This window comes from Marivita sp., from assembly GCF_022763305.1.
Lineage (GTDB): Bacteria > Pseudomonadota > Alphaproteobacteria > Rhodobacterales > Rhodobacteraceae > Marivita.
Genome location: NZ_JALEGT010000117.1, coordinates 1 through 22,568, shown reverse-complemented (window position 1 = coordinate 22,568; position 22,568 = coordinate 1). Strand labels below are relative to the sequence as shown.

Sequence of the window (22,568 nt, the reverse complement as noted above, 5' to 3'; positions counted from 1 at the left end):
TTCAGGACAGAAAAAAGGCCCGCATCACAAGGATGCGGGCCGCCTTTTTGCGCAGATACCGCGATCAGGCGTTGGGCAGGATCACAATTTCCACACGCCGGTTCTGCGCCCGGCCTTCCGGCGTCAGGTTGCTTGCGATCGGCTGATCCTCACCGCGCCCAATGCTCTGGATGCGGAACGACGGCACGCCTTCGCTCATCAGGATGTTCGCAACCGATTGCGCCCGCTGGCGCGACAGGTTGAGGTTGTAGCCCGCGTCGCCGGTATTGTCGGTGTGGCCAATGACCTGAACTGTTGTATCCGGATAGGCCAGCAGGTTCTGGCCCACGGTCCGCAGATCGCGCTGCAGATCGGGGCGCAGGGTGGCGCTATCGGTGGGGAACAGGATGTCTTGCGGCAGAGTCACGATCAGGCGGTCGCCGGTGTTGCGGATGTCGACGTTGTTGTTGCCGATCTGCGCGCGCAGGTCAGCTTCCTGTCGGTCGAGCCGGTTGCCGATGATCGCACCGCCACCACCACCGATGGCCGCACCCAGAACGGCATTGCGGCGACGCTCTTCGGGATCGTTACCCATCAAGGCGCCAATCACGGCACCGGTGCCAGCGCCGATCAGTGCGCCTTGCTTGGCTTGGCGGTTGGGGTCGTTCGGATCGTTGAAGGTGCCCGTCGTGCACGCAGAAAGTGCCAATGCGCTGCACAGCACGGCTGTCATGGGAAGTTTGGAAAATGTCATAAGTTTGCCTCGTCTAACTGCGCCCGAGTGTAAGGGTCTCTTTGCTGCTATGCGATAACATAGCGGGAAAGTTCCCGGATGTCGCAGAAAAATCGGCACGTTTCCGCGCAAGGCTCAGGCCTCAACGCGGGCGGATTCCCAGGCAAGGATGCTGCGCTTGACCGGTAGACCCCAGTGATAACCGCCCAGTCCGCCGGATTTGCGCAAGGCCCGGTGACATGGGATCAGATAGCTGATCGGGTTGCGCCCGACGGCAGTGCCCACGGCGCGGACCGCTTTGGGATGGCCGATGAATTCCGCGATCTCGGAATAGGTGGTCACATGGCCCGATGGGATCTGCATCAGCGCCTCCCAAACTTTGATCTGAAAGGGCGCACCGATCATGAAAAGCGGAACATCGCCCTCGGCCTGCCCGAACGCGGCACGCACCCAAGGATCGAGCCTGTCCGGCGCTTCGACATAGCGCGCCAGAGGCCAGCGGCCGGTCAGATCCTGCATCGCCTCGGCCTCGGTGCATTCGGCACCAAACCCGATGCCGCACAGCCCCTTGTCAGTCCCCATCACCAAAGCCGGGCCAAAGGGGCTGTCAAACCAGCCCCAATTTATGGTCAGCCCTTCGCCCTTGCGGGCGAAGTCACCGGGGCTCATCGCCTCCCAGCGCAGGAAAAGATCATGCAGACGCCCGCCGCCGGACAGCCCGGCCTCATGCGCGGTCTCAAGCGTGGTGAACCGTTCAGCGAGCAGCGACTTCGCATGGCCGAGCGTCAGATATTGCTGATACCGTTTCGGGCTGACACCGACCCAGCGTGAGAACACCCGCTGGAAATGCGCCGGGCTCATGTTCATCTCCGACGCCAACGCCTCGAGCGAGACCGCAGGCCCCTGCGCGTCGATCACATCAAGTGCGCGGCGCATGAGGTGGAAATGATAGCCGCCGGTGTCTTCTGCGAGGTGTTTCATCCGCCCCATCCTTTCGATCCCTGCCCCGACATGTAGCCGATAGGGCACGGACACGGCGACCCGAAACCTGCGCAAGCTGAACGCTTGCCCCTGCGATCCCTGCACGGCATATGGGTCGGGTATGGCCAAGCAGCTTGATTACCACACGATCCGCGAGATCTTCACCCGCTTTCAGGCGGTGGACCCCGAACCCAAGGGAGAGCTTGAGCACGTCAACGCATACACTCTGGTCGTCGCCGTCGCTCTGTCGGCGCAGGCGACCGATGTGGGGGTGAACAAAGCGACGCGCGAGTTGTTCAAGATCGCCGACACGCCGGAAAAGATGCTCGCACTTGGCGAAGACGGCGTCATCGAGCACATCAAGACCATCGGTCTGTATCGCAACAAGGCCAAGAACGTTATCAAACTCAGCCAGATCCTTGTCGACCAGTATGGCGGTGAAGTGCCCAATTCCCGCGCCGCACTGGAAAGCCTGCCGGGTGTCGGGCGCAAGACCGCGAATGTGGTGCTGAACATGTGGTGGCAATATCCGGCACAAGCGGTCGACACGCATATCTTCCGCGTCGGAAACCGTACCGGAATCTGCCCCGGCAAAGATGTGGTCGCGGTGGAGCGTGCCATCGAAGACCATATCTCGGTCGACTTCCAGCAGCACGCCCACCATTGGCTGATCCTGCACGGGCGCTACACCTGTGTGGCCCGGAAACCCAAATGCGGCGTCTGCGTGATCCGCGATCTCTGCCCATTCGAGGACAAGACAGAATGACCAAGACCTATCAGATCGTCGGCATCGGCAACGCCATCGTCGATGTGATCGCCCGCGCCGAAGACACGTTTCTGGACCTGATGGGCATCCAGAAAGGAATCATGCAACTCGTCGAGCGCGAACGCGGCGAAACGCTCTATGCCGCCATGAAAGAACGGACACAGACGCCGGGCGGATCTGTCGCCAACACGCTGGCCGGGCTGGGCAATCTCGGCCTGCGCACCGCCTTTATCGGGCGGGTGCATGACGATGCGCTGGGTCGGTTCTACGCCGAGGCAATGGAAAAAGACGGCACAGCTTTCGTGAACCCGCCGGTGCCGGGGGGCGAATTGCCCACGTCTCGGTCTATGATCTTCGTCTCGCCTGATGGCGAACGGTCGATGAACACCTACCTGGGAATTTCAGCAGAGCTTGGGCCCGAGGACGTGTCCGAAGATGTCGCGTCTGAGGCCGAGATCGTGTTCCTCGAAGGCTATCTCTTCGACAAGGATAAAGGAAAGGACGCGTTCATCCGCACCGCCCGCACCTGCCGCGCTGCGGGCGGGAAAGCGGGGATCGCGATCTCCGATCCGTTCTGCGTTGAACGCCACCGCGACGACTTCCTGAAGCTGATAGAGAATGAGATGGACTACGTGATCGGCAACGAGGCCGAGATCATGTCGCTCTACCAGAACAACGATCTCGAGGCCGATCTGGCCGCCGTTGCCGCGATCTGTCCGCTGGTGGTCTGCACCCGGTCGGGCGATGGCGTGTCGATCATCCACGACGGCGCGCGTTATGACATTCCCGTGGACAAGGTTGTCCCGGTCGATGCCACCGGTGCAGGCGATCAGTTCGCTGCCGGGTTCTTGTATGGCCTCGCGACAGGGCGCGACATGGAGACCGCCGGACGCATGGGGTGCGTCGCTGCCGCCGAAGTGATCTCGCATATCGGGCCGCGTCCCGAAGCAAACCTTCAGGACCTGTTCAAATCAGCCGGGCTGATCTGAACCGACGGGGCGACGCTACGGCGTCGCCGCCTGCCAGACGATCTCAGACACATCCGCCAATCGCGCCAGCCGGACCAGTTCGCTTTCCAGCTTGGCCTGCCGCTGTGGTGTGACCCGAACACCCGGTTCCCACCACAGGTTCTGGACCGTGAGCCTGTCCTGCTTGCGATCCGCCTTGGCCTCGATCCGCCCGACAAAGCGGTCGCCTTCCAGAAGCGGATACACATAGTACCCCCAGACGCGTTTCGCGGCGGGCACGAACATCTCGACCGTGTAGTCAAACCCGAACAGCCGCTTGAGCCGCACCCGATCCCGGATCGCGGGGTCAAACGGGTTGAGGATGCGCAGCCGCGAGGTGGGTGGCGTCAGTCTGGCAAGCCGCTCCTCGATGTCCGAGGTGGCAAGCGCCGTGGTCCAGCCTCCTTCGGCAGACTCGATCTGGGCGGGCACCAGTGAGGATGCAGACCGCTCCGCCCACTCAGCCACTTCGGACACCTCTGTCGCGTCCCAGAACTTGCGGATCTCGCCCTGCTTGCCGACACCGATCCGGTCCAAAGCCGCTTGGCACAGCCAGTCGATCTGCTTCTGATCCGGCACGTCCTGGCTGCGCAACTCTTTGGGAAACACCCGCTCGGCCAGATCGTAGTACTTGGTGAAACCGTCCCGATGGCAGGTCGCCAATTCGCCCGCATACCAAAGGTAGTCCAGCCCGATCTTATGTGGCGGACGTTTCCACATCTCGCGTGCACCCTGAATTTTCGTGTCGAAATCATGGGTGGACAGCGGCCCCTCGTCCCTGATCCGGCGTCGGATGTGGTCGAGATGATCGTCGGCCAGATGTTTGCCGAACCACGAGGACCGGCTGACCTTGTCCCGCATCCGCCGAAACTGTCGTTGCCACATCGGCAGGAACGCCATCGGCAGGACAGAGGCGTCATGGGTGAAATGCTCGAACACGCCGCGATCCAGTGCCAGATGCCGGTTCAGCATCGGTTCGCGATAGTTCTGATTGCGGCTCCACAGAATGTGGTGATGCGCCCGGGACACGACCTGAATCGTATCGAGCTGGACAAATCCAAGATTGTGAATCAGCGCCTTGAGGTCGAGCGGACCAGTCGGCGTATCGCCCAAGCCATTGACCTGCAGCCAAAGCTGTCGCGCGGTCCGGTTCGGTATTCTGAGGACGGTCACGTCATCTCCACCTGTGATCAGCGTCGGAAGGGGCTAGGACGCAAACCTGACTGAGCCGAACTGACGACATCCTCAATCCGTTTCCTGCGGGTTGCCTCGGTCTTGGCCGTCTTGATCCATTCCAGCGTGCCGCGTTTGACCGATTTCGGGTAGTTGTCCCAAACCGAACCAAGATCGCCCAGCGCGACTGTGAGATCGTCGGGCCGTTCCAGCCGCTCCACATCGTCAAGGAAAACCCACATGCCATTATCCTGCGCCGCCGCGATCAGCGCTTCACCGGCGGGTGTCATCAGCCCGGCGGCGCGGGCTTCCTCGACCTTGGCCTTGTTGACCGCCGACCATGCGGATTTGGGGTTGCGCGGCGCAATGCGGTAAGACGAGCGATCCGCGTCCACCTTACGCGTGACACTGTCGACCCAACCCCAACACAGAAGTTCCGAGACCGCATCCCCCCACGGCAGGTAGTGGTCGGTGTGTTTCTTGTAGACGACCAGCCAGACGCCCTCGGTCCGGGTGTGGTTCTCGGCCAGCCACGCGCGCAGCTCGGCGCGGGATTTGACTTCGACCTCGGTCATGGGCGGGAAAGGCTCTTCGAAGAGCCTTGGGAAGAGATTTCGAAATCTCTTCCGCGCATCAATGCGCCTCGGCCCAGTTCCTGCCCTGCCCGGCATCCGCGACCAGAGGCACAGTCAGGTGAACCACCGGATCGGCGGCGCCTTCCATCACCTCGCGCGCGACCTTGATCAGGTCGTCCTCGGCGCCCTGATCCACCTCGAACAGCAATTCGTCATGCACCTGCAGCAGCATCTTCGCAGGCAGCCCCTTGATCGCGTCCGGCATTCGGATCATCGCCCGGCGGATGATGTCAGCAGCCGTGCCCTGAATCGGCGCGTTGATCGCGGCGCGCTTCGCAAAGCCTGCACGCGGGCCTTTCGCATTGATCTCGGGCGTATGGATCACGCGACCGAACAGCGTCTCAACCCGATTGTGTTTCTGCGCAAAGGCGGTGGTGTCGTCCATATACGCCTTGATGCCCGGGAAGCGTTCGAAATAGCGGTCGATGAAGCCCTGCGCCTCGGCCCTCGGGATGCGCAGGTTGCGGGCAAGACCGAAGCCGCTGATCCCGTAGATCACACCAAAGTTGATCGCCTTGGCCTGACGGCGCACATCCGGCGTCATCTCGTCCAGAGGAACGTTGAACATTTCCGACGCAGTGGCTGCGTGAATGTCCTGCCCCTCCTTGAAGGCATCCTTCAGCGCCTGAATGTCGGCGATATGGGCCAGTATGCGCAACTCGATTTGGCTGTAGTCGAGCGAGACCAGCGTCTTGCCCTCTTCCGCGACAAACGCCTCGCGAATGCGGCGGCCCTCCTCGGTACGGACGGGGATGTTCTGCAGGTTCGGATCGGTCGAGGCCAGACGCCCGGTGTTGGCCCCCGCGATGGAGTAGGACGTATGCACCCGCCCCGTGTCGCGGTTGATGTGATCCTGCAGCGCGTCGGTATAGGTCGATTTCAGCTTGGACAATTGCCGCCAGTCGAGCACCCGGCGCGGCAATTCGTGCTCGGTGGCCAGATCCTCCAGCACATCGGCACCCGTGGCATAGGCCCCTGTCTTGCCGCGCTTGCCGCCGTCCAGACCCATCTCGTCGAACAGGATCTCGCCCAATTGCTTGGGCGATCCGACATTGAATTTGCGGCCCACAAGCTCGTAAATCTCGTCCTCCAGCCCCGCCATCTTCTGACTGAACGCGTTCGACATACGGCTGAGCGTGTCGCGATCAACCTTGATACCCGCGCGTTCCATCTCTGCCAGAACCGGCACAAGGGGCCGCTCCATCCCTTCGTAGACGCGCGTGACATGCACCTGGTGCAGCTGCGGCTTGAACATGTGCCAGAGGCGCAGTGTGATCTCGGCATCCTCGGCGGCGTATTTCGTCGCCTGCTCAATGGGCACGCGGTCGAAGGTGATCATGCTCTTGCCGCTTCCCAGCAGGTCCTTGATCGGAATCGGATTGTGGCCAAGATACCGTTCGCTGAGCGTGTCCATGCCGTGCCCGTGCAACCCGGCATTCATCGCGTAGGACATCAGCATCGTGTCGTCGATGGGCGAGATATCGATGCCATAGCGACAGAGGATCTTGGCATCGTATTTCATGTTCTGCCCGATCTTCATCACCGCCGGATCCTCGAGCAGAGGCTTCAGCGCAGCCAGTGCCTCGTCCATCGCGATCTGGCCATCGGCAAGATCATCGGAGCCGAAGAGCCCTTCTCCGCCTTCCGCCTTGTGGATCAACGGGATGTAGCAGGCCTTGCCCGGTTCGACACACAGCGACACACCCACCAGCTCGGCGATCATCTCGTTGAGACCCGTGGTCTCGGTATCGACCGCGACCCAGCCGCGCTCCCGCGCGGCGGCGATCCAGCCCTGCAACGCCGTCATGTCGCGCACGCAGTCATAGCCCTCGGTGTCCATCGCCGGCCATTCCGGCGCGTCGCGCTCGGGCGGATTGGCACCTTCCGGCGTCGTGTCGGTGATCACCGGCGGCTCTACCTCCAGCGCGTCGGCGATACGCTTCGTCAGCGTTCGGAACTCCATTTCCGCAAGAAACGGCATCAGCTTGTCTGGATCGGGATCCTTCACTTCAAGATCATCCAGCGTGAAATCCAGCGGCGTGTTGCAATCGAGAAGAACCAACTTCTTCGATAATTCGATCTGGTCGCGTTTTTCGATCAGCGTTTCGCGGCGCTTGGGTTGCTTGATCTCTTCGGCGCGATCCAGCAGCTCCTCCAGTGACCCGAATTCATTGATCAGCAACGCCGCCGTCTTGATCCCGATCCCCGGCGCGCCCGGCACGTTGTCGACGCTGTCGCCCGCCAACGCCTGCACATCGACAACGCGGTCCGGATAGACGCCGAATTTCTCGAACACCCCTTCGCGGTCGATGGTGCGGTTCTTCATGGCGTCGAACATCTCGACACCGTCGCCGACCAATTGCATCAGGTCCTTGTCCGAACTGATGATCGTCACCCTGCCCCCAGCCTCGCGCGCCTTACAGGCAAGGGTCGCGATGATGTCGTCGGCTTCGTACCCCTCAAGCTCCTTGCAGGCGATATTGAACGCTTCGGTCGCGCGGCGGGTCAGCGGGATCTGCGGGCGCAGGTCTTCGGGCATCGCCTCGCGGTTGGCCTTGTACTGGTCGTACATGTCGTTGCGGAACGTGTGGCTGCCCTTGTCGAAGATCACAGCGACATGGGTCACGTCCGACCCGGCATTCCCTTCCACATAACGCTGCAGCATGTTGCAGAACCCGCTGACCGCCCCGATGGGCAGGCCATCGGATTTGCGCGTGAGCGGCGGCAACGCGTGGTAGGCGCGAAAGATAAAGGCCGACCCGTCGATCAGGTGAAGGTGATGTCCTTTGCCGAATGCCATGTCGCGCGTCCTCGTATCCGTGATGTGCCAAGGTTTGCCACGCCGGGCGCAGAGGTGCCAGCAGGAACGTCAGCGCTGACTCAGTCATTGGCAGGGCACATGTGCGATCCTAAATCTGCCACATGTAATCCAATCCAACACGGAGGAGAGTTCGTGCGTTGTCTGACCAGTGCCCTGTTGCTTGTCATCTCATCAGCGTCCGTCCACGCCAATGAGACCCTGAACCTTGACGGGCTGAGCCCCCAAGCCGATCCAAGGGCCAGCCTGCCTGAATGTGAAAACACACCCTACGAAAAAACCAACTGCGTCCGCGCCCTTGCCTGCATCGGCTCGGACGGTGTCTATTTCGACGGTCAGGCCCATGGCTGGGACACCGGCATCCTGATCGGATTTCTGGACGACGGCACGCCCTGTAATGGCGAATGGGTCGCCGGAGGGCCGCAGACGCCGGGGCGGGCCAACATGATCTGCGAGAACGGGGTCGAGGCCAATGTGCTCTATCACACGCTCAACAACGAAACCGGCACGGTGATCGGCAGCGGGCTCGACAATCAGGGGCGCGAGATCACAGCGTGGTCCGGCGAGAAGGTGCTGCAATTCCTGACCGGGCCGGATGATGACACGCCGGTCTTGCCCTGCGGTCCTGCGCCCATCCCGATCAGCTAGGAGGCGCTTCCCGCAAAGACCGGGCGGCGGCCCAGCCGTTGCCCGGCCCAGACGATCAGCGCCCCGAAACCCGAGAACACCACCAGCAGCCCGAAGATGTTGATCCCTGTGCGCAGCGGGCCAAGATCGGCAAGGTTGAGGAAATGATAGGGATAGCGCCCGTCAAGGAACGTCGCACGCAGCATTGCCACGATGCAGTACAATAGCGGCAGGATCAGCCAGGGCAGAATGTCCGCGTATCGCAGATGGGCCTTCTTCACAAAGGCCAGCCAATACCCCGCAAACGCCAATGGAAGCGCCGTGTGCAGCATCACGTCGATCACCCTGTCGATGCCCTGGTAATCCCGCAGATGCGCCAACAGCACGTGATAGACAATGGCCACCATCGCAATCGACAAGAGCAGCCCGCCCTGCACCTTCGCCGGTTCGCGCCCGCCCAGCGCCACCCACGCACAGGTCAAGCCGACCAGCGTGTTGGTCCAGAGGGTGAAATAGCGGTAATTGAACGCCAGCGTGTCAAGCAGCCCGATGTCGTATCGGTCGATCCGCAGCCAGATGCGCGTGACGATGGTCACGCAGACCGCCAGCGCCAGAAGCGCTGCACACAAACGTTTGGCCGTCACGTGTCCTGCTGGTCGGCGAAATCCCGGTGAATGAACTTCGCGTCACAATAGCCGCATTCGACCCAGCCGGTGTCATGCGGAATCTGCAGCCAGACGCGCGGGTGGCCAAGGGCCCCTTCGCCGCCGTCACAGGCGATGCGGTAGCTGTCCACGATCTTGGTTTCGGGCGCTTGCGTTGCCATCTGCTGCGTTTCCTTCGTCCGGAATTTCCACTAGGTGCGGTTTAAGACGACGAAGCCACGGGAGCAAGAGACAGCGATGACACAGGATGCCATTGAGATCGAAGGGCTGAAAAAGACCTATTCCGGAGGCAAGGAAGCCCTCAAAGGCATCGACCTGACGGTTCCGCGCGGATCGGTCTTCGGACTTTTGGGGCCGAACGGGGCCGGAAAATCCACGCTGATCAACATTCTGGCCGGTCTCGTGACGAAATCCGCCGGCAGGGTGACGATCTGGGGCTGGGATCAGGACGTGAATCCGCGCCAGTCGCGCGCCTCGATCGGGGTCATGCCTCAGGAGCTTAACCTCGATCCCTTCTTCACCCCGCGCGGGGCGCTTGAGGTGCAGGCGGGTCTCTACGGCGTGCCGAAGGCGCAACGGCGATCCGACGAGATCCTCGACATGATCGGCCTCACCGACAAGGCCGAAGCCTATGCCCGCACGCTGTCAGGCGGCATGCGGCGGCGGCTTCTTCTGGGCAAGGCGCTGGTGCACCGGCCGCATGTGCTGGTGCTGGACGAACCCACCGCCGGGGTTGACATCGAACTCCGGCAGATGCTCTGGGCCAATGTGCGCAAGCTGAACCGCGACGAGGGCATGACGATCATCCTGACCACGCATTACCTCGAAGAGGCCGAAGAGATGTGTGACGAGATCGCGATCATCAACCACGGCGCGGTGGTGGCCCGCGACAGCACGCGCAATCTGCTGGGGGCGCTCGATGCCAAGACCATGGTGATCCAGCCCGAGGGCAACGTCGGCACCTTGCCCAAGGTCGACGGCATCGGCGTCACCACCCGCGAGGACGGCACGCTGGCAGTCAGCTATCGCGCGCGCCAGACCTCGGCCGAAGACGTTCTGTCGATGCTGCGCGACAACGGCGTCCGCATCCGTGACGTGCGCACCGAACAGGCCGATCTGGAGGACGTGTTCCTGTCGCTCACGCGCTCGGCCTGAGGGGGGCGCAAGCCGCTTCGAAGCGGCTTGACCAAGCGCCTTCGAAGGCGCTTTTACCCCGCCCGTTGCAGCATCCGTCCCAGACCCCGGCCGCCCAGCACGTGGACATGCAGATGCGGCACCTCCTGCACTCCGGCTTCGCCGGCGTTCGAGATGATCCGGTATCCACCTTCCTGCAACCCTTCGGCCTTCACCACATCGCCCACGGCGCGGTTGAAATCGACGATTTCGGCATCGCTCGCCTCAAGCGCGAAGTGATCGTAGCACACGTAAGGCCCCTTCGGGATCACCAGCACATGCACCGGGGCTTGCGGCTGGATGTCCCGGAACGCCAGCGTGTGTTCGGTTTCGAGAACGGTGGCATTGGGGATCTCGCCGCGCAGGATCTTGGCGAAGATGTTCTGGTCGTCATAGGTGTAGGCCATGCGGCGTGTCCTCAGTCTGCAAACAGGTGGTCCGTGCGGGCAATGTCCAGCGCCTGTTCCTTGGTGATGGACAGGAAGCTGGCCAAGGCAGCGGCGTTCACGTCGATACTGTCTTCTTCACGGATGCGCAGGTGGTTTTCGAACTCCGCATCCCGAATCCGGTCACTTTCATGCACGATGTCGTTGCGGATCGTCGGCAAAAGCCGTTCCAGCGTTTCCTGCGGCGTCCGCTCTCCGGCCAGCCCGACGCGCATCGCGTGGCCGATCAGGTACTCATCCGAGAAGGTACAGTTGATTTCGAGCAGGCGCGTCGTCGCCCGGTCGCGGCAGAAATCCTCGAGAAGGTCGAGATTGCCCGGATCCATGCACACCACCATGCGGTCGGAATCGAAATAGTCGAACAACATCCGCATCAGCGACCGGCGATGGCGGTGCCGCTTGCCCAGCGTGGACTGGATACCGCCCATATCCGGCAGGTCGGTCTGCTCTTCATTGAACAGATATTCGATGCAGGGCACGTTGGTCAGCTGTCGGATGCGCGCCACGAGGCGCTTGGCCACGTGCCATTTCTTGCAGATCACGATCAGCAACTCGCGCTCGCGCCCCAATGTACTTTCGGTTTCCCAGAAGCGCGGCGCGAACCGGCGCCCGATGCGCCCTTTGCCGGTCAGGAACTTGTAGAGCGACCTGCCCTCGTTCGAGATCTGGAAATTGACACCCTTGGCGGAATAGAGCGACCCCAGCCGCTCTTTCAATTGCAGCGCCTCCGGGCTGATCTTGCGGGCAAACAGGAAATCCTGGCTGAGCAGAAGATCGAAGTGATCGTTGTAGAACGTGACCGGCATCCCGTAATCCGAGAACATCAGGAAGGTCAGCGTCCGGCATTCGATCTCGTTTTCGGGCACAAGGTGCCGCACCAGCGTCTGGAAAAACGTCTCGTCAGGAATCCATGTGGTGCTGAAGAACCGCATCACATCCCGACGCTGCCGCACGAAATCGAGGATCGCTTCGATCGTGCGCCGTCGCAGGCACCACCACTGGCTGCCGATCTGGATTTCCAGATCTTCGGGGATCTTGCGCTTGAGCCCCAGTTTCCGTTGCAGATTGAAGCTGTGATAGAAGATCGTTTTCTGGGTGCGCTCGTTGAAGTAGTGGCGATAGATCAGCCGCTCTTCCTTCATCCCGGTCTTGATCCAGTCGGACGCGAAGAAATCAAAGCTTTCAATGAAATCCGCATCCATCCGGTCGAGATAGGCATGCGCATACTCGGCTGTCTTGATCGCCTGACAATCGCCCGACAACATGTAGAAGTGCGTGGCCCTCGGAAACGCCTCAACCGCTGCCTCGACCGCGTAGAGCGTCGCTTGCACCAGCGACCATTCTCCCCAGCCGCACTTGATTCGCTTCTTGGCGAAAGTGACGTTCGGGTTGTCGGACAGCGCCTTCTGGATCGATGCGAAGGCCGCCGCGTCGGCGCGGGCATCGAAATGGATCGAGATGAAGTCTCCGACCGCTGTCAGGCTGAGCGCCTGTCGGATGATCGCGTCCGGATCCTTGTGACACAGGAGTATGAAGGCAATATTCGCCATTCAGCTCTTCATCTGCCCTAATTTCACCTCGTTCTTGTAGTGATAAGCGCGTTCAGTGATTGAATAAACCGACTTTCTTTGATTTTTTGTTTACGTTACCGGACGACAAGAGCCCGGAACGAGGCTGGAGGCGGCAGACAAATGGGATTTCCCGGAACATGGATGACTGAAAGCGAAAGCATGGTCTATCGCGTAGTGCCGAAATGCGCGTGCTCGACCATCGGTCAGATCATGTATTTCTCGGATCACGGCGAATTCTTTGACGGCGACATCCACGATGCGCAGTCTGGCCTGCACAAATGGGCGCTCGACCATTCAAAGGACCCGATCACGAAGCGCATTCAGGCTCAGGACACCTATGCCTTCACCTGCGTGCGCAATCCCTACACCCGCATCCTGAGCTCGTTCTTCGACAAGATCTGCGGCATTCAGCGCAACGGGAAACGCTATCGCGGCAATCTCGTGCCGCTGCTGATCCAGAAATACGGGATCGAGGTTGGCGGCGAAGACGGCAAGCAGGACTTCGACCAGATCAAGAGTTTCCGCCGCTTTCTTCTCTTTGCCCGTGACACGATCCGCTGGCGTCGCCCGATGGACCCGGACATCCACTGGTCGGCGATGTCAGGTCATATCAGCACTTTCATCGTGAATGGAGGACGCTACGACAAGATCTTCTGGACAGAAACGTTCAATGACGGGATGGCCGACGTCCTGAACCATGTCGACACCAAACAGAAGATCGACCTGAAAGAAATCCCACGTTTCAACGAAAGCGAAGGGCATGGCCCCAAGCGGGCGCATCCGGTCGAGGATTATTTCGACAACCTGTCGATGCACCTCGTCTACGAGATCTACAAAAAGGATTTCGAGCTTTTCAAATACGATTTCGAAAACCCGGGAAACAAGATGCCCATCGGAGAGATCGACCTCGACGAAGTGCACGCCAAGCTGGGCGATTGACTGGTTTAATCCGGCAACTCATCCGACGGAATGATAGGAAAGAATGCACCGCCCGACCAGACACCGAACCAGTCGGCGCCATCCACCGCATGGGTCGTCCCATATTCGACCAAACGGTAAAAACTCTTGCGGTCGATCAACGCCTCAAGATTGGCGCGCACCAGAACGTAGGGTGATGGTTCTCCGGTCTCTGCATCGCGCTCCACCCGGATCGGGTTTTCCGGCCCGGCAACTGCCGTATCGCCCACATGGGTGGTAAAGGTCAGAAGCTGTTCCGCACCCTCGCCCGACGCCTCGAAGTCGATGGCCACGAAGGGCGCATCATCCACGGTGATTCCCACCTTCTCGACCGGGGTCACAAGGAAATACCTGTTCCCGTCCTTGCGCAGAATCGATGAAAACAGCTTGACCAGCGGCGCGCGTCCGATCGGCGTCCCAAGATAGAACCACGTCCCGTCGCGGGCGATGCGCATGTCCAGATCGCCGCAAAAGGGCGGGTTCCACAGATGCACCGGCGGCAAACCTTTGCTCTTGGTGGCGCGAACGGAGGCAGCGATGCCTTCGGCGGACGGAATTACACGATCTTGTGCGCTCATTGCTTTTGCCATTTTCCCTTTGCGAGTTACACTTTCTTCAAACGGACCTAATGCGCAAGGGAGACACGTCATGGCCGCAGGCGAAGATTTGGTCGCAGAGATCGAAGCGCTGGAAGACAAGCTGGCCCAGGCCAAGACCGCGATCACCCGCCGCTTCATCGGCCAGGAACGGGTTGTCGACCTGACACTGACCTCGCTTCTCTGCGGCGGTCACGGGCTGCTGATCGGCCTTCCGGGCCTCGGCAAAACCCGCCTCGTGGAAACCGTGTCGACCGTGATGGGCCTCAACGGCAACCGCGTGCAGTTTACGCCCGATCTGATGCCCGCCGACATCCTTGGCTCTGAAGTTCTGGAAACCGGCGCCGACGGCAGCCGGGCGTTCAAGTTCATTCAGGGCCCGATCTTCTGCCAGCTGCTGATGGCCGACGAAATCAACCGCGCCTCCCCGCGCACCCAATCGGCCCTTCTGCAGGCGATGCAGGAAAAGGTGGTCACGGTTGCGGGGGAAACGCGCAAGCTCGACGCACCGTTCCATGTGCTGGCGACCCAGAACCCGATCGAACAGGAAGGCACCTACCCGCTGCCGGAAGCGCAGCTTGACCGCTTCCTTGTCCAGATCGACGTACAGTATCCCGACCGCAAGACCGAAAAGGAAATCCTGCTCGCCACCACCGGTGCGGAAGAGGCCGACGCTTACGAGGTCTTTACTGCCGCAGAACTGATTGCCGCACAGAAACTGCTCCGCCGCATGCCCGTCGGCGATGCCGTGGTCGAGATGATCCTCGATCTGGTCCGGGCGTTCCGCCCGCACGACCCGCTGGCCGGTGACCGCGTGAAAGACACCGTTGCATGGGGCCCCGGCCCGCGTGCCGCGCAGGCTCTGATGCTGACCGTGCGCGCCCGCGCGCTTCTGGAGGGGCGTCTCGCTCCATCGCCTCAAGACGTGATTAACATGGCCCGACCCGTTCTGACCCACCGGATGGCGCTGACCTTCTCGGCCCGTGCCCGGGGTGAAGACCTTGGCAATCTGATCGACGAAGTGGCCCACCGCATGGTGGCGACCGAGGCGGCTGCGTGACAGCCGTCACTGCCCTTCGCCAACGCTCCGAAGAGGAAGCGGCAAAACTTCCCGCGCTGCTGGCGCGCGCCGAACACCTTGCAGGCACGGTTCTGCTGGGTGAACACGGACGGCGGCGCTCGGGGCTTGGGGACGATTTCTGGCAATACCGGCCGATGCAGCATGGCGATGCCCTGCGCGATATCGACTGGCGCCGTTCGGCCCGCAGCGACACGCAATTCGTGCGCGAACGCGAATGGCAGATCGCGCAGAGCGTGATCCTCTGGGTGGATCAGGCGGCCTCCATGCGGTTTGCCTCCGACGCCAACCTACCCACCAAGGCTGACCGCGCCCGCACGCTGGCTCTGGCCAGCTCGATCCTGTTGATCCGGGGTGGCGAACGCGTCGGCCTCACCGGCTTCGACCTGCCGCCTCGACGCGGGCAGGCCCAGATCACGCGGCTTGCGCACATGCTGTCCGTCGATCACGGCGATGATTACGCCGAACCCGAAGCGCGCGGCATGATTCCGCAGTCCCGCGCGATCTTCTTTTCGGACTTCCTCGGCGATCCCGCCCCGGTCGAAGCCGCGCTGACCAAGGCCGCCGACCGCGGCGTGCGGGGCGCATTGGTGCAGATCCTCGACCCCAGCGAAGAAAACTTCCCCTTCGACGGGCGCACGATTTTCCAAAGCGTGGGCGGCGGCGTCGTGCACGAAACACTCAAGGCAGGCGATCTGCGCAGCCGTTACCTTGACCGGCTGGCCGAACGGAAAGATCGGCTCGACCGCCTGTCACGGCTCACCGGCTGGCAATACCTCTGCCACCACACAAGCGACAGCGCACAATCCGCGCTTCTCTGGATTTACCGGGCTATGGATGGGGCCCACGGATGACGCTATTTGGCATCGGCTTCGCGACACCCTGGCTTCTGCTGACGCTTCTGGCGCTGCCGATCCTCTGGCTGATCCTGCGCGCCGTGCCGCCTGCCCCGATCCGCCGCATGTTCCCCGGCGTTGTTCTTCTGCTCGGCCTCAAGGACGACGATCAGGTCAGCGACCGCACCCCGTGGTGGCTTCTGCTGCTCCGCATGCTGGCGGTGGCCGCGCTCATCATCGGGCTGGCAGGGCCGATCCTCAACCCTCAGACCGACGACATTGCAGCCAGTGACGGCCCGCTTCTTGTCGTCATGGACGGATCGTGGGCAAGTGCGGCCAGCTGGCGCGCACGCACGCAGGCACTGGACGGGCTTCTGGCTCAGGCGGCCCGCGATGACCGGCGCGTCGCGCTGATCAAACTCAGTGCGCCCGAACCGACCAGCTTCCAGACCGCCGACGACCTTCGCGCACGGATCGTTGGCCTGACCCCTGAGCCATGGGAGCCCGGTGAGGCGCAGATCTCCCGCGCGGTTGATCTTCTGCCGGATGGCGATTTCGACACCTACTGGATGTCTGACGGGCTGGAGCACGCCACCCGCATGGACCTGCTGGAACAGCTTGAGACCCGCGGGACAGTCACCGTGTTTCAGGCGGGGCAGACCATTCTTGGCCTTGCACCCGCCCGGTTTGAGGACGGCAACATCGTGCTGACCGCCCTGCGGGCGCAATCCGGCAGCGACCGCGACGTGACGATCCTCGCCCAAGGGCGCGACCCGGCGGGCAACCCTGCAGTTCTTGCCCGCGCCACAGCCACGTTCGAGGCCGACGCCACAATCGCCGAAACCGCGCTGGCCCTCCCGTCAGAATTGCGCGCGCGGATCACGCGGTTCGAGATCGAAGGCAATCGCAGTGCAGGTGCGACGACGCTGCCCGACGATAGCCTGCGCCGCCGTGAAGTGGCCCTGATCGCTGGTCGCGAGGACCGCGAAGGCCTTCAGCTTCTGTCGCCGCTCCACTATCTTCAAAAGGCCCTTGAACCCAGCGCCGACCTGCTGACCGGCGCCCTGATGGACATGATTCCGGCCAATCCGGATGTCATCGCGCTGGCTGATGTGGCCACCCTCGCCAATGCCGAGGAAGAGGCGCTGCTCGATTGGCTCGACCGGGGGGGCATACTCCTGCGTTTTGCCGGTCCGCGCCTTGCGGCCAGCGACGTCAGCCGCGAATCCGAAGACCCCCTGATGCCCGTACGTCTGCGCGCCGGCGGCCGCAGCGTCGGCGGCGCGATGAGCTGGGGTGAACCGAAATCACTGGCCGAGTTTGGCGAAGACAGCCCGTTCTTCGGTCTGTCGATCCCCGAGGATGTGACCGTCACCGCGCAGGTCATGGCACAACCTGACCCCGCCCTTGCCGAGCGCGTGATCGCACAGCTGAGCGATGGCACCCCGCTTGTCACCCGCAAGGCGGTGGGACAGGGCCAGATCATCCTGTTTCACGTCACCGCGAATGCCGAATGGTCGTCTCTGCCCTTGTCTGGTCTCTTCGTGCAGATGCTCGAACGGCTGGCCATCGCCGCTGGCGGCGGCACGCAGCCCAGCGCCGAGGATCTGGCAGGCACGATCTGGCAGCCGAACATGGTGCTGGATGCCTTCGGATCGCTGTCAGACGGCAGCACGCTGCCCGGTGTGACCGGCGAAGACCTTGTCGAGGCTGCACTTGGCCCCGACCTGCGGCCCGGTCTGTATCAGAGTCAGGATCGCGCCCTTGCGCGCAACGTGCTCAGCGCAGAGGCAGCGCTCGTACCCGCAAGCTGGCCATCGGATGTCACGGTTGAAGGCTTGACCCAATCCGAGGAAACGCCGCTCGCCGGCTGGCTTCTGGCCCTCGCCATCGCGCTTTTGATGGCAGACATCATTGCATCGCTGTTCCTCTCGGGGCGTCTGTCGGGCCCAAGAGCCACAACAGCGGCGGGTGTTGTTCTGGCCCTACTGCTGATGCCCACGGCCCCGGCACAGGCGCAATCCACCGAGGATCAGTTCGCCATCGCCGCCACATCGGAAGTGACCTTTGCCCATGTCATCACGGGCGATGACACGCTCGACCGAACCGCTCATGCGGGACTTGTCGGACTGTCGGAAACGCTGTTCTTCCGCACTTCCGTGGAACCGTCCGCGCCTGTCGCCGTCAACCTCGAGACCGACGAACTGGCGTTTTTCCCGTTCCTCTACTGGCCGATCACGCCAGATCAACCGACCCCGTCCGCCGAGGCGTACGCCAAGCTGAACACCTATCTCCGGTCCGGCGGCATGATCATGTTCGACACCCGCGATGCCGACATCGCCCGGTTCGGCACAGGCAGCCCGAATGGCCGCAAGTTGCAGCAACTCGCGGCGCCGCTCGACATTCCGCCGCTGGAACCGGTGCCCGAGGACCACGTGCTCACCCGCACCTTCTACCTGCTTCAGGACTTTCCCGGTCGCCACAACAGCCGCGATGTCTGGGTCGAAGCAGCACCTCCCGATGCAGAACTGGTTGAAGGCATGCCCTTCCGCAATCTCAACGACAACGTGACCCCGGTCATCATCGGCGGCAACGATTGGGCCTCCGCCTGGGCGATGGACGAACGCGGCAACGCACTGTTCCCCATCGGACGCGGCTATTCCGGCGAACGCCAGCGCGAGATCGCCTATCGTTTCGGGGTCAATCTGGTCATGCACGTGCTGACCGGCAACTACAAATCCGATCAGGTTCACGTGCCTGCACTTCTTGACAGATTGGGCAATTGATGACCGGCAGCATCGTCTTCGATCCACTTCTCCCGTGGGGGTTCATCGCCGTTCTGGCCGTGGCCGCAGCACTTGGCGTGGCGCTCGCGCTCTGGCGCGGGCTGCAGGGCTGGGCGCTCAGGGCGCTAGCCGCCCTTGTCGTCCTCGCCGCCCTCGCGCAGCCCTCCTATCAGGTGGAAGACCGGGCACCGCTCTCCAACATCGTCCTGATCGTCGTGGACAAGAGCGCCAGCCAATCGCTGGGGGAACGCTTCAACGACACAACCAATGCAGCCGTTTCGCTTGCTGCGCAGCTGAACGCCCGCGACAACACAGAGATCCGCCGGATCGAAGTGGGCGACGGCGAAGGGGACACCGGCACGCTGCTCATGTCCGCCGTATCGGACGCGCTGGCCGAAGAACCGCGCGGGCGCATCGCGGGCATCTTCCTGCTCAGCGATGGCCGCGTTCACGATCTGGAACGCACCCCCGACCTGCCCGCGCCGCTGCACCTCTTGCTCACCGGCAAGGAAACCGACTGGGACCGCAGGCTCATCGTCAAGAACGCCCCCGCCTTCGCCATCCTTGGCGAACCCGTCACGCTGACCCTGCGGGTCGAAGACGATGGCGCGGCACCACAGGCCACTTCAACCGTGATCGACATCTCTGTCGACGGGGCCGAACCGCAGCGCTTTGACATGCCCATCGGTCGGGACATCGAACTGCCCATCACGCTGCCTCATGGCGGGCTGAACGTGATCCAGTTCACCGTTCCGACAGCCGAAGACGAACTGACCGATCGCAACAACACTGCGCTGGTGCAGATCAACGGAGTCCGCGACCGTCTCCGCGTGCTGCTGGTCAGCGGCGAACCTCATGCCGGGGGCCGCACATGGCGCAATCTGCTGAAATCCGACAGCTCGGTTGACCTTGTCCATTTCACCATCCTGCGACCCCCCGAGAAACAGGACGGCGTCCCGGTCACCGAACTGTCGCTGATCGCATTCCCGACCCGCGAGCTGTTCCTCGAAAAGATCGAGGATTTCGACCTCATCATCTTTGACCGCTACAAGCGCCGCGGCATCCTGCCCGCGATCTATCTCGATAACGTCGCGAACTATGTGCAGGAAGGTGGCGCGGTCCTGATCGCCGCTGGCCCCGATTTCGCCAGCGCAGACAGCATCTACCGCTCGCCTCTGGCCAGCATCATTCCCGCCGAACCCACCGCGCGCGTCATTGAACGCGGCTACCGCCCTGGCATCACCGATCTCGGCGACCGTCACCCCGTCACGTCAGGTATGGCCGGGGCTGACACATGGGGCCGCTGGATGCGCCAGATCGAAGTCGATCCCATCGGCGGCGATGTCGTCATGAGCGGGATCGATGATAAACCCCTTCTCATCCTCGACCGCGTCGGTGAAGGCCGCGTTGCCCTGATCGCATCGGATCACGCCTGGCTGTGGTCGCGCGGCTTTGAAGGTGGCGGTCCGCAGCTCGACCTTCTGCGCCGCCTGGCACACTGGATGATGAAGGAACCCGACCTTGAGGAAGAGGCGCTCTGGGCTGAACCCACCGGCCAGACCATGCGCATCATCCGCCGCACCCTCGATGAAACCATCGGGACCGTCACGATCACCCGCCCAGATGGCACCGAAGAAGAGATCACGCTCGAAGAGGTCACACCAGGCCGCTTCGAGGCGCTCTACACAGGGCCGGAGATTGGTCTCTACCGCCTCGCCGAGGGCGATCAGGAGGCCGTCGTCGGCCTTGGCCCCGCCGCACCGCGCGAATTCGAACAGACCATCGCCAGCGGCGAGGTCCTCGAGGCTGTGGTGGACGGCACCAATGGCGGTGTGCGGCGCCTCGAAGAAGGCCTGCCAACAATCCGCGCCGTCGGCGAAGGCCGCCCCGCAGCCGGCCGCGGCTGGCTGGGCATCACCCCGCGCGAGGCGTTCGAAACACTGGACGTGACCCAGACCCCGATGCTGCCCGGCTGGCTTGTCCTGCTGCTGGCCTCGGGCCTCATCCTTGGAGCATGGCTCCGCGAAGGACGGCGAAGCTGATCCCGTCGGGGATCAGCCTACAAAGTCGTCGGTCAGAACACCCACAAGCGGCATCAGGAATTCGCCCGTGATCCCGCCCGTGGCAAATTGGTAATAGAAATCGGCCTGCGCCCTTGCGTCAGCTTCGGTGAACAGGGCGCCATCAAAGGAGTCCATCACGGTCCGCGCGTTGTCGACATCCGACATGCCCAGATGCACCGCGAAATACGCGCCGATGTCGGTCTTGGTTTCAAGATACAGCCGATCCGCCTGTTGCTGCGCAACGAAGTCCGGCCCCCGTTCAGGCTGCGCCGGTCCGTTGGCACCTTTCAGCACTTCCAGAATGAACCGGTCACGGGTCACCATACCGCTGTCCAGCGCATCGACCCAGAAGGTCAGACCATCCTGATCCGGCGTCCGGCCCAGAACATTGTTGTAAACAATGGTCGCGAAATCCAGATTGCTGGTCCCCGGCGGATAGGCGGCCACGGTTTCGGGCTGTGGCGCGAACAGTTCAGCCATCCGTTCGATCGAAGTTCCCTCCGCATAGGCATTGGCCCAGAAATTCAGACCGATGGCATCCGGCGCGCGGTTGAAATAGGCGATGTAGAGCTCGATGATCGTGTTCATCTCGGCCGCCGACAGCGTCACCGCCCCGTCCAGTTTGTCCAGCTCGACCGGCGGGATGGCCGCATCCCCGTCGAACTTCAGGCGCTCTACACTGATAAGCCTGTCGGTCCCGTCGCCATCGCTGCGCCGATCCTGCAGCGTGATCCCGTCCGGCGACAGGGTCAGCGTATAGCTGCTTTGCGAGCCGTTATAGACCGCTGTATCAATCCCGTCCTGACCGTTGATCGTGTCATCGCCACCCAGACCGATGATCGTGTCGTCCCCGCCGCCCGTTTCGAAAAGCGTCGGGTCGTCATTCCCCGTGATCTCGTTCGGACCGTTGGGATCACCGCTGCCCCCCGATCCGGTGGTGCCCACGGTTTCATTGTCATTGCTGAAAACGATGCGCTCGTCGTTGCGGAAATCCCGATAGGACACACGAACACTGATTTCCGCCCCGAGATCAGCCTCGGTCACCGCATAGCTGGCAAACCCCGGCCCTTCGCCGCTTTGGACAATCGTTCCGTTCCTGAACCACGTGTATTCGGCTGAATCGCCCGAAAACAAACTGAAGTCCGGCAGAGCCGAGGTAGCGACGGTCAAGGTGCCGCCGACCTCGAACGCCCCATCGAGGATCGCCGCGCCAAGGGGTCCGGGCTCCACCAGATCAATCTGCGGCAGCGCCGGAACAGTTTGCAGTATTTCGTTTCGGGTGGCCGCAAACGACGTGACCGTAATGGATCCAGACTCCTGCACGGTAAATTCATAGGCCAGAAGCGCGGTGCCTGCCTCGATCGGGCCAATGAACGTCCCCGATGTGGACCCGGTGAACCGTCCGTTCACCGTACCGCCCTGATTGTCCACTTCGGCACTGACAAGAAGGTCGATGCCATTGCTTCTGGCCCCATCAAGCTCCAACGCAACGTCGAAAGAGAAAAGGAAGTTGGAAAAGACGCTTTCCGTCAAGGTGACGACAAGCGTTGCCGTTGACTGATTTTGAGTCAGCGAAAGACTGTATGACATTGTCCGAAGGTCCCGAGAAGTAAACCGAATACGGGACCGAAGATAGTCAGAGCACGATCAATGACAAACCAAAAAAGTGGTTTTTCCC

General features: G+C 62.1%; 20 protein-coding genes. 9 read left to right on the top strand and 11 right to left on the bottom strand.

The window, feature by feature from the left end:
* Positions 1–64: 64 nt before the first annotated feature.
* Complete coding sequence (locus MRY75_RS19815) at positions 65–733, bottom strand: OmpA family protein (RefSeq protein ID WP_292309703.1); 669 nt, start codon at positions 731–733, stop codon at positions 65–67.
* A 114-nt stretch (positions 734–847) separates the two neighbouring features.
* Positions 848–1,693: a bifunctional helix-turn-helix domain-containing protein/methylated-DNA--[protein]-cysteine S-methyltransferase gene (locus MRY75_RS19810; RefSeq protein WP_292309702.1), complete on the bottom strand. Its 846-nt coding sequence runs from the start codon at positions 1,691–1,693 to the stop codon at positions 848–850.
* Between the two features lie 121 nt (positions 1,694–1,814).
* Between MRY75_RS19810 and nth the strand changes: the two genes are divergently transcribed.
* Positions 1,815–2,459: an endonuclease III gene (nth, locus tag MRY75_RS19805; protein WP_292309701.1), complete on the top strand. Its 645-nt coding sequence runs from the start codon at positions 1,815–1,817 to the stop codon at positions 2,457–2,459.
* The gene (locus MRY75_RS19800; RefSeq protein WP_292309700.1) at positions 2,456–3,448 is read left to right on the top strand and encodes an adenosine kinase; all 993 of its coding nucleotides are present in this window, start codon (positions 2,456–2,458) and stop codon (positions 3,446–3,448) included. Before nth ends, MRY75_RS19800 begins: the two co-directional genes overlap by 4 nt.
* 15 nt (positions 3,449–3,463) lie before the next feature.
* On the opposite strand, the gene MRY75_RS19795 is transcribed toward MRY75_RS19800, so the two are convergent.
* The 3 genes from MRY75_RS19795 to polA are packed head-to-tail and all read right to left on the bottom strand — an operon-like array spanning position 3,464 to position 8,074.
* Entirely contained in the window at positions 3,464–4,639 is a 1,176-nt protein-coding gene (locus MRY75_RS19795) for a crosslink repair DNA glycosylase YcaQ family protein (RefSeq protein ID WP_292309699.1), read from the bottom strand.
* A 17-nt stretch (positions 4,640–4,656) separates the two neighbouring features.
* On the bottom strand, positions 4,657–5,214 hold the full coding sequence (locus MRY75_RS19790; protein ID WP_292309698.1) for a YdeI family protein: 558 nt from the start codon (positions 5,212–5,214) through the stop codon (positions 4,657–4,659).
* A gap of 58 nt (positions 5,215–5,272) precedes the next feature.
* Positions 5,273–8,074, bottom strand: coding sequence for a DNA polymerase I (polA, locus tag MRY75_RS19785; protein WP_292309697.1), 2,802 nt, complete (start codon positions 8,072–8,074; stop codon positions 5,273–5,275).
* Between the two features lie 153 nt (positions 8,075–8,227).
* Here polA and MRY75_RS19780 point away from each other — a divergent pair, with 153 nt between their 5' ends.
* The gene (locus MRY75_RS19780; RefSeq protein WP_292309696.1) at positions 8,228–8,740 is read left to right on the top strand and encodes a hypothetical protein; all 513 of its coding nucleotides are present in this window, start codon (positions 8,228–8,230) and stop codon (positions 8,738–8,740) included.
* Here MRY75_RS19780 and MRY75_RS19775 read toward each other — a convergent pair.
* Both MRY75_RS19775 and MRY75_RS19770 read right to left on the bottom strand, forming a co-directional pair.
* Entirely contained in the window at positions 8,737–9,363 is a 627-nt protein-coding gene (locus MRY75_RS19775) for a Pr6Pr family membrane protein (protein WP_292309695.1), read from the bottom strand. The two genes, MRY75_RS19780 and MRY75_RS19775, sit on opposite strands and share 4 nt — an antisense overlap.
* Positions 9,360–9,545 carry a zinc-finger domain-containing protein gene (locus tag MRY75_RS19770; protein ID WP_292309694.1) on the bottom strand — a complete coding sequence of 62 codons (186 nt, stop codon included), beginning with the start codon at positions 9,543–9,545 and terminating at the stop codon, positions 9,360–9,362. The genes MRY75_RS19775 and MRY75_RS19770 overlap by 4 nt, the downstream gene beginning before the upstream one ends.
* A 76-nt stretch (positions 9,546–9,621) precedes the next feature.
* Here MRY75_RS19770 and MRY75_RS19765 point away from each other — a divergent pair, with 76 nt between their 5' ends.
* On the top strand, positions 9,622–10,539 hold the full coding sequence (locus MRY75_RS19765) for an ABC transporter ATP-binding protein (RefSeq protein WP_292309693.1): 918 nt from the start codon (positions 9,622–9,624) through the stop codon (positions 10,537–10,539).
* A gap of 53 nt (positions 10,540–10,592) precedes the next feature.
* Here MRY75_RS19765 and MRY75_RS19760 read toward each other — a convergent pair whose 3' ends face one another.
* On the bottom strand, positions 10,593–10,964 hold the full coding sequence (locus MRY75_RS19760) for a histidine triad nucleotide-binding protein (protein ID WP_292309692.1): 372 nt from the start codon (positions 10,962–10,964) through the stop codon (positions 10,593–10,595).
* An 11-nt stretch (positions 10,965–10,975) separates the two neighbouring features.
* Positions 10,976–12,553: a DUF5928 domain-containing protein gene (locus MRY75_RS19755; RefSeq protein ID WP_292309691.1), complete on the bottom strand. Its 1,578-nt coding sequence runs from the start codon at positions 12,551–12,553 to the stop codon at positions 10,976–10,978.
* 141 nt (positions 12,554–12,694) lie between these two features.
* Here MRY75_RS19755 and MRY75_RS19750 point away from each other — a divergent pair, with 141 nt between their 5' ends.
* Positions 12,695–13,513: a sulfotransferase family protein gene (locus MRY75_RS19750; RefSeq protein ID WP_292309690.1), complete on the top strand. Its 819-nt coding sequence runs from the start codon at positions 12,695–12,697 to the stop codon at positions 13,511–13,513.
* Positions 13,514–13,518: 5 nt separating this feature from the next.
* On the opposite strand, the gene MRY75_RS19745 is transcribed toward MRY75_RS19750, so the two are convergent.
* Positions 13,519–14,109 carry a DUF1285 domain-containing protein gene (locus MRY75_RS19745; protein WP_292309689.1) on the bottom strand — a complete coding sequence of 197 codons (591 nt, stop codon included), beginning with the start codon at positions 14,107–14,109 and terminating at the stop codon, positions 13,519–13,521.
* Between the two features lie 70 nt (positions 14,110–14,179).
* Between MRY75_RS19745 and MRY75_RS19740 the strand changes: the two genes are divergently transcribed.
* Genes MRY75_RS19740 through MRY75_RS19725 form a run of 4 tightly spaced genes read left to right on the top strand, consistent with a single transcriptional unit; the run spans position 14,180 to position 20,869 of the window.
* Complete coding sequence (locus MRY75_RS19740) at positions 14,180–15,187, top strand: MoxR family ATPase (RefSeq protein ID WP_292309688.1); 1,008 nt, start codon at positions 14,180–14,182, stop codon at positions 15,185–15,187.
* Positions 15,184–16,059, top strand: coding sequence for a DUF58 domain-containing protein (locus MRY75_RS19735; RefSeq protein WP_292309687.1), 876 nt, complete (start codon positions 15,184–15,186; stop codon positions 16,057–16,059). Before MRY75_RS19740 ends, MRY75_RS19735 begins: the two co-directional genes overlap by 4 nt.
* Positions 16,056–18,827: a DUF4159 domain-containing protein gene (locus MRY75_RS19730; RefSeq protein WP_292309686.1), complete on the top strand. Its 2,772-nt coding sequence runs from the start codon at positions 16,056–16,058 to the stop codon at positions 18,825–18,827. Before MRY75_RS19735 ends, MRY75_RS19730 begins: the two co-directional genes overlap by 4 nt.
* The gene (locus tag MRY75_RS19725; protein WP_292309685.1) at positions 18,827–20,869 is read left to right on the top strand and encodes a hypothetical protein; all 2,043 of its coding nucleotides are present in this window, start codon (positions 18,827–18,829) and stop codon (positions 20,867–20,869) included. The genes MRY75_RS19730 and MRY75_RS19725 overlap by 1 nt, the downstream gene beginning before the upstream one ends.
* Before the next feature lie 12 nt (positions 20,870–20,881).
* Here MRY75_RS19725 and MRY75_RS19720 read toward each other — a convergent pair whose 3' ends face one another.
* Positions 20,882–22,423, bottom strand: coding sequence for a DUF4214 domain-containing protein (locus tag MRY75_RS19720; RefSeq protein ID WP_292309684.1), 1,542 nt, complete (start codon positions 22,421–22,423; stop codon positions 20,882–20,884).
* Between the last annotated feature and the right edge of the window lie 145 nt (positions 22,424–22,568).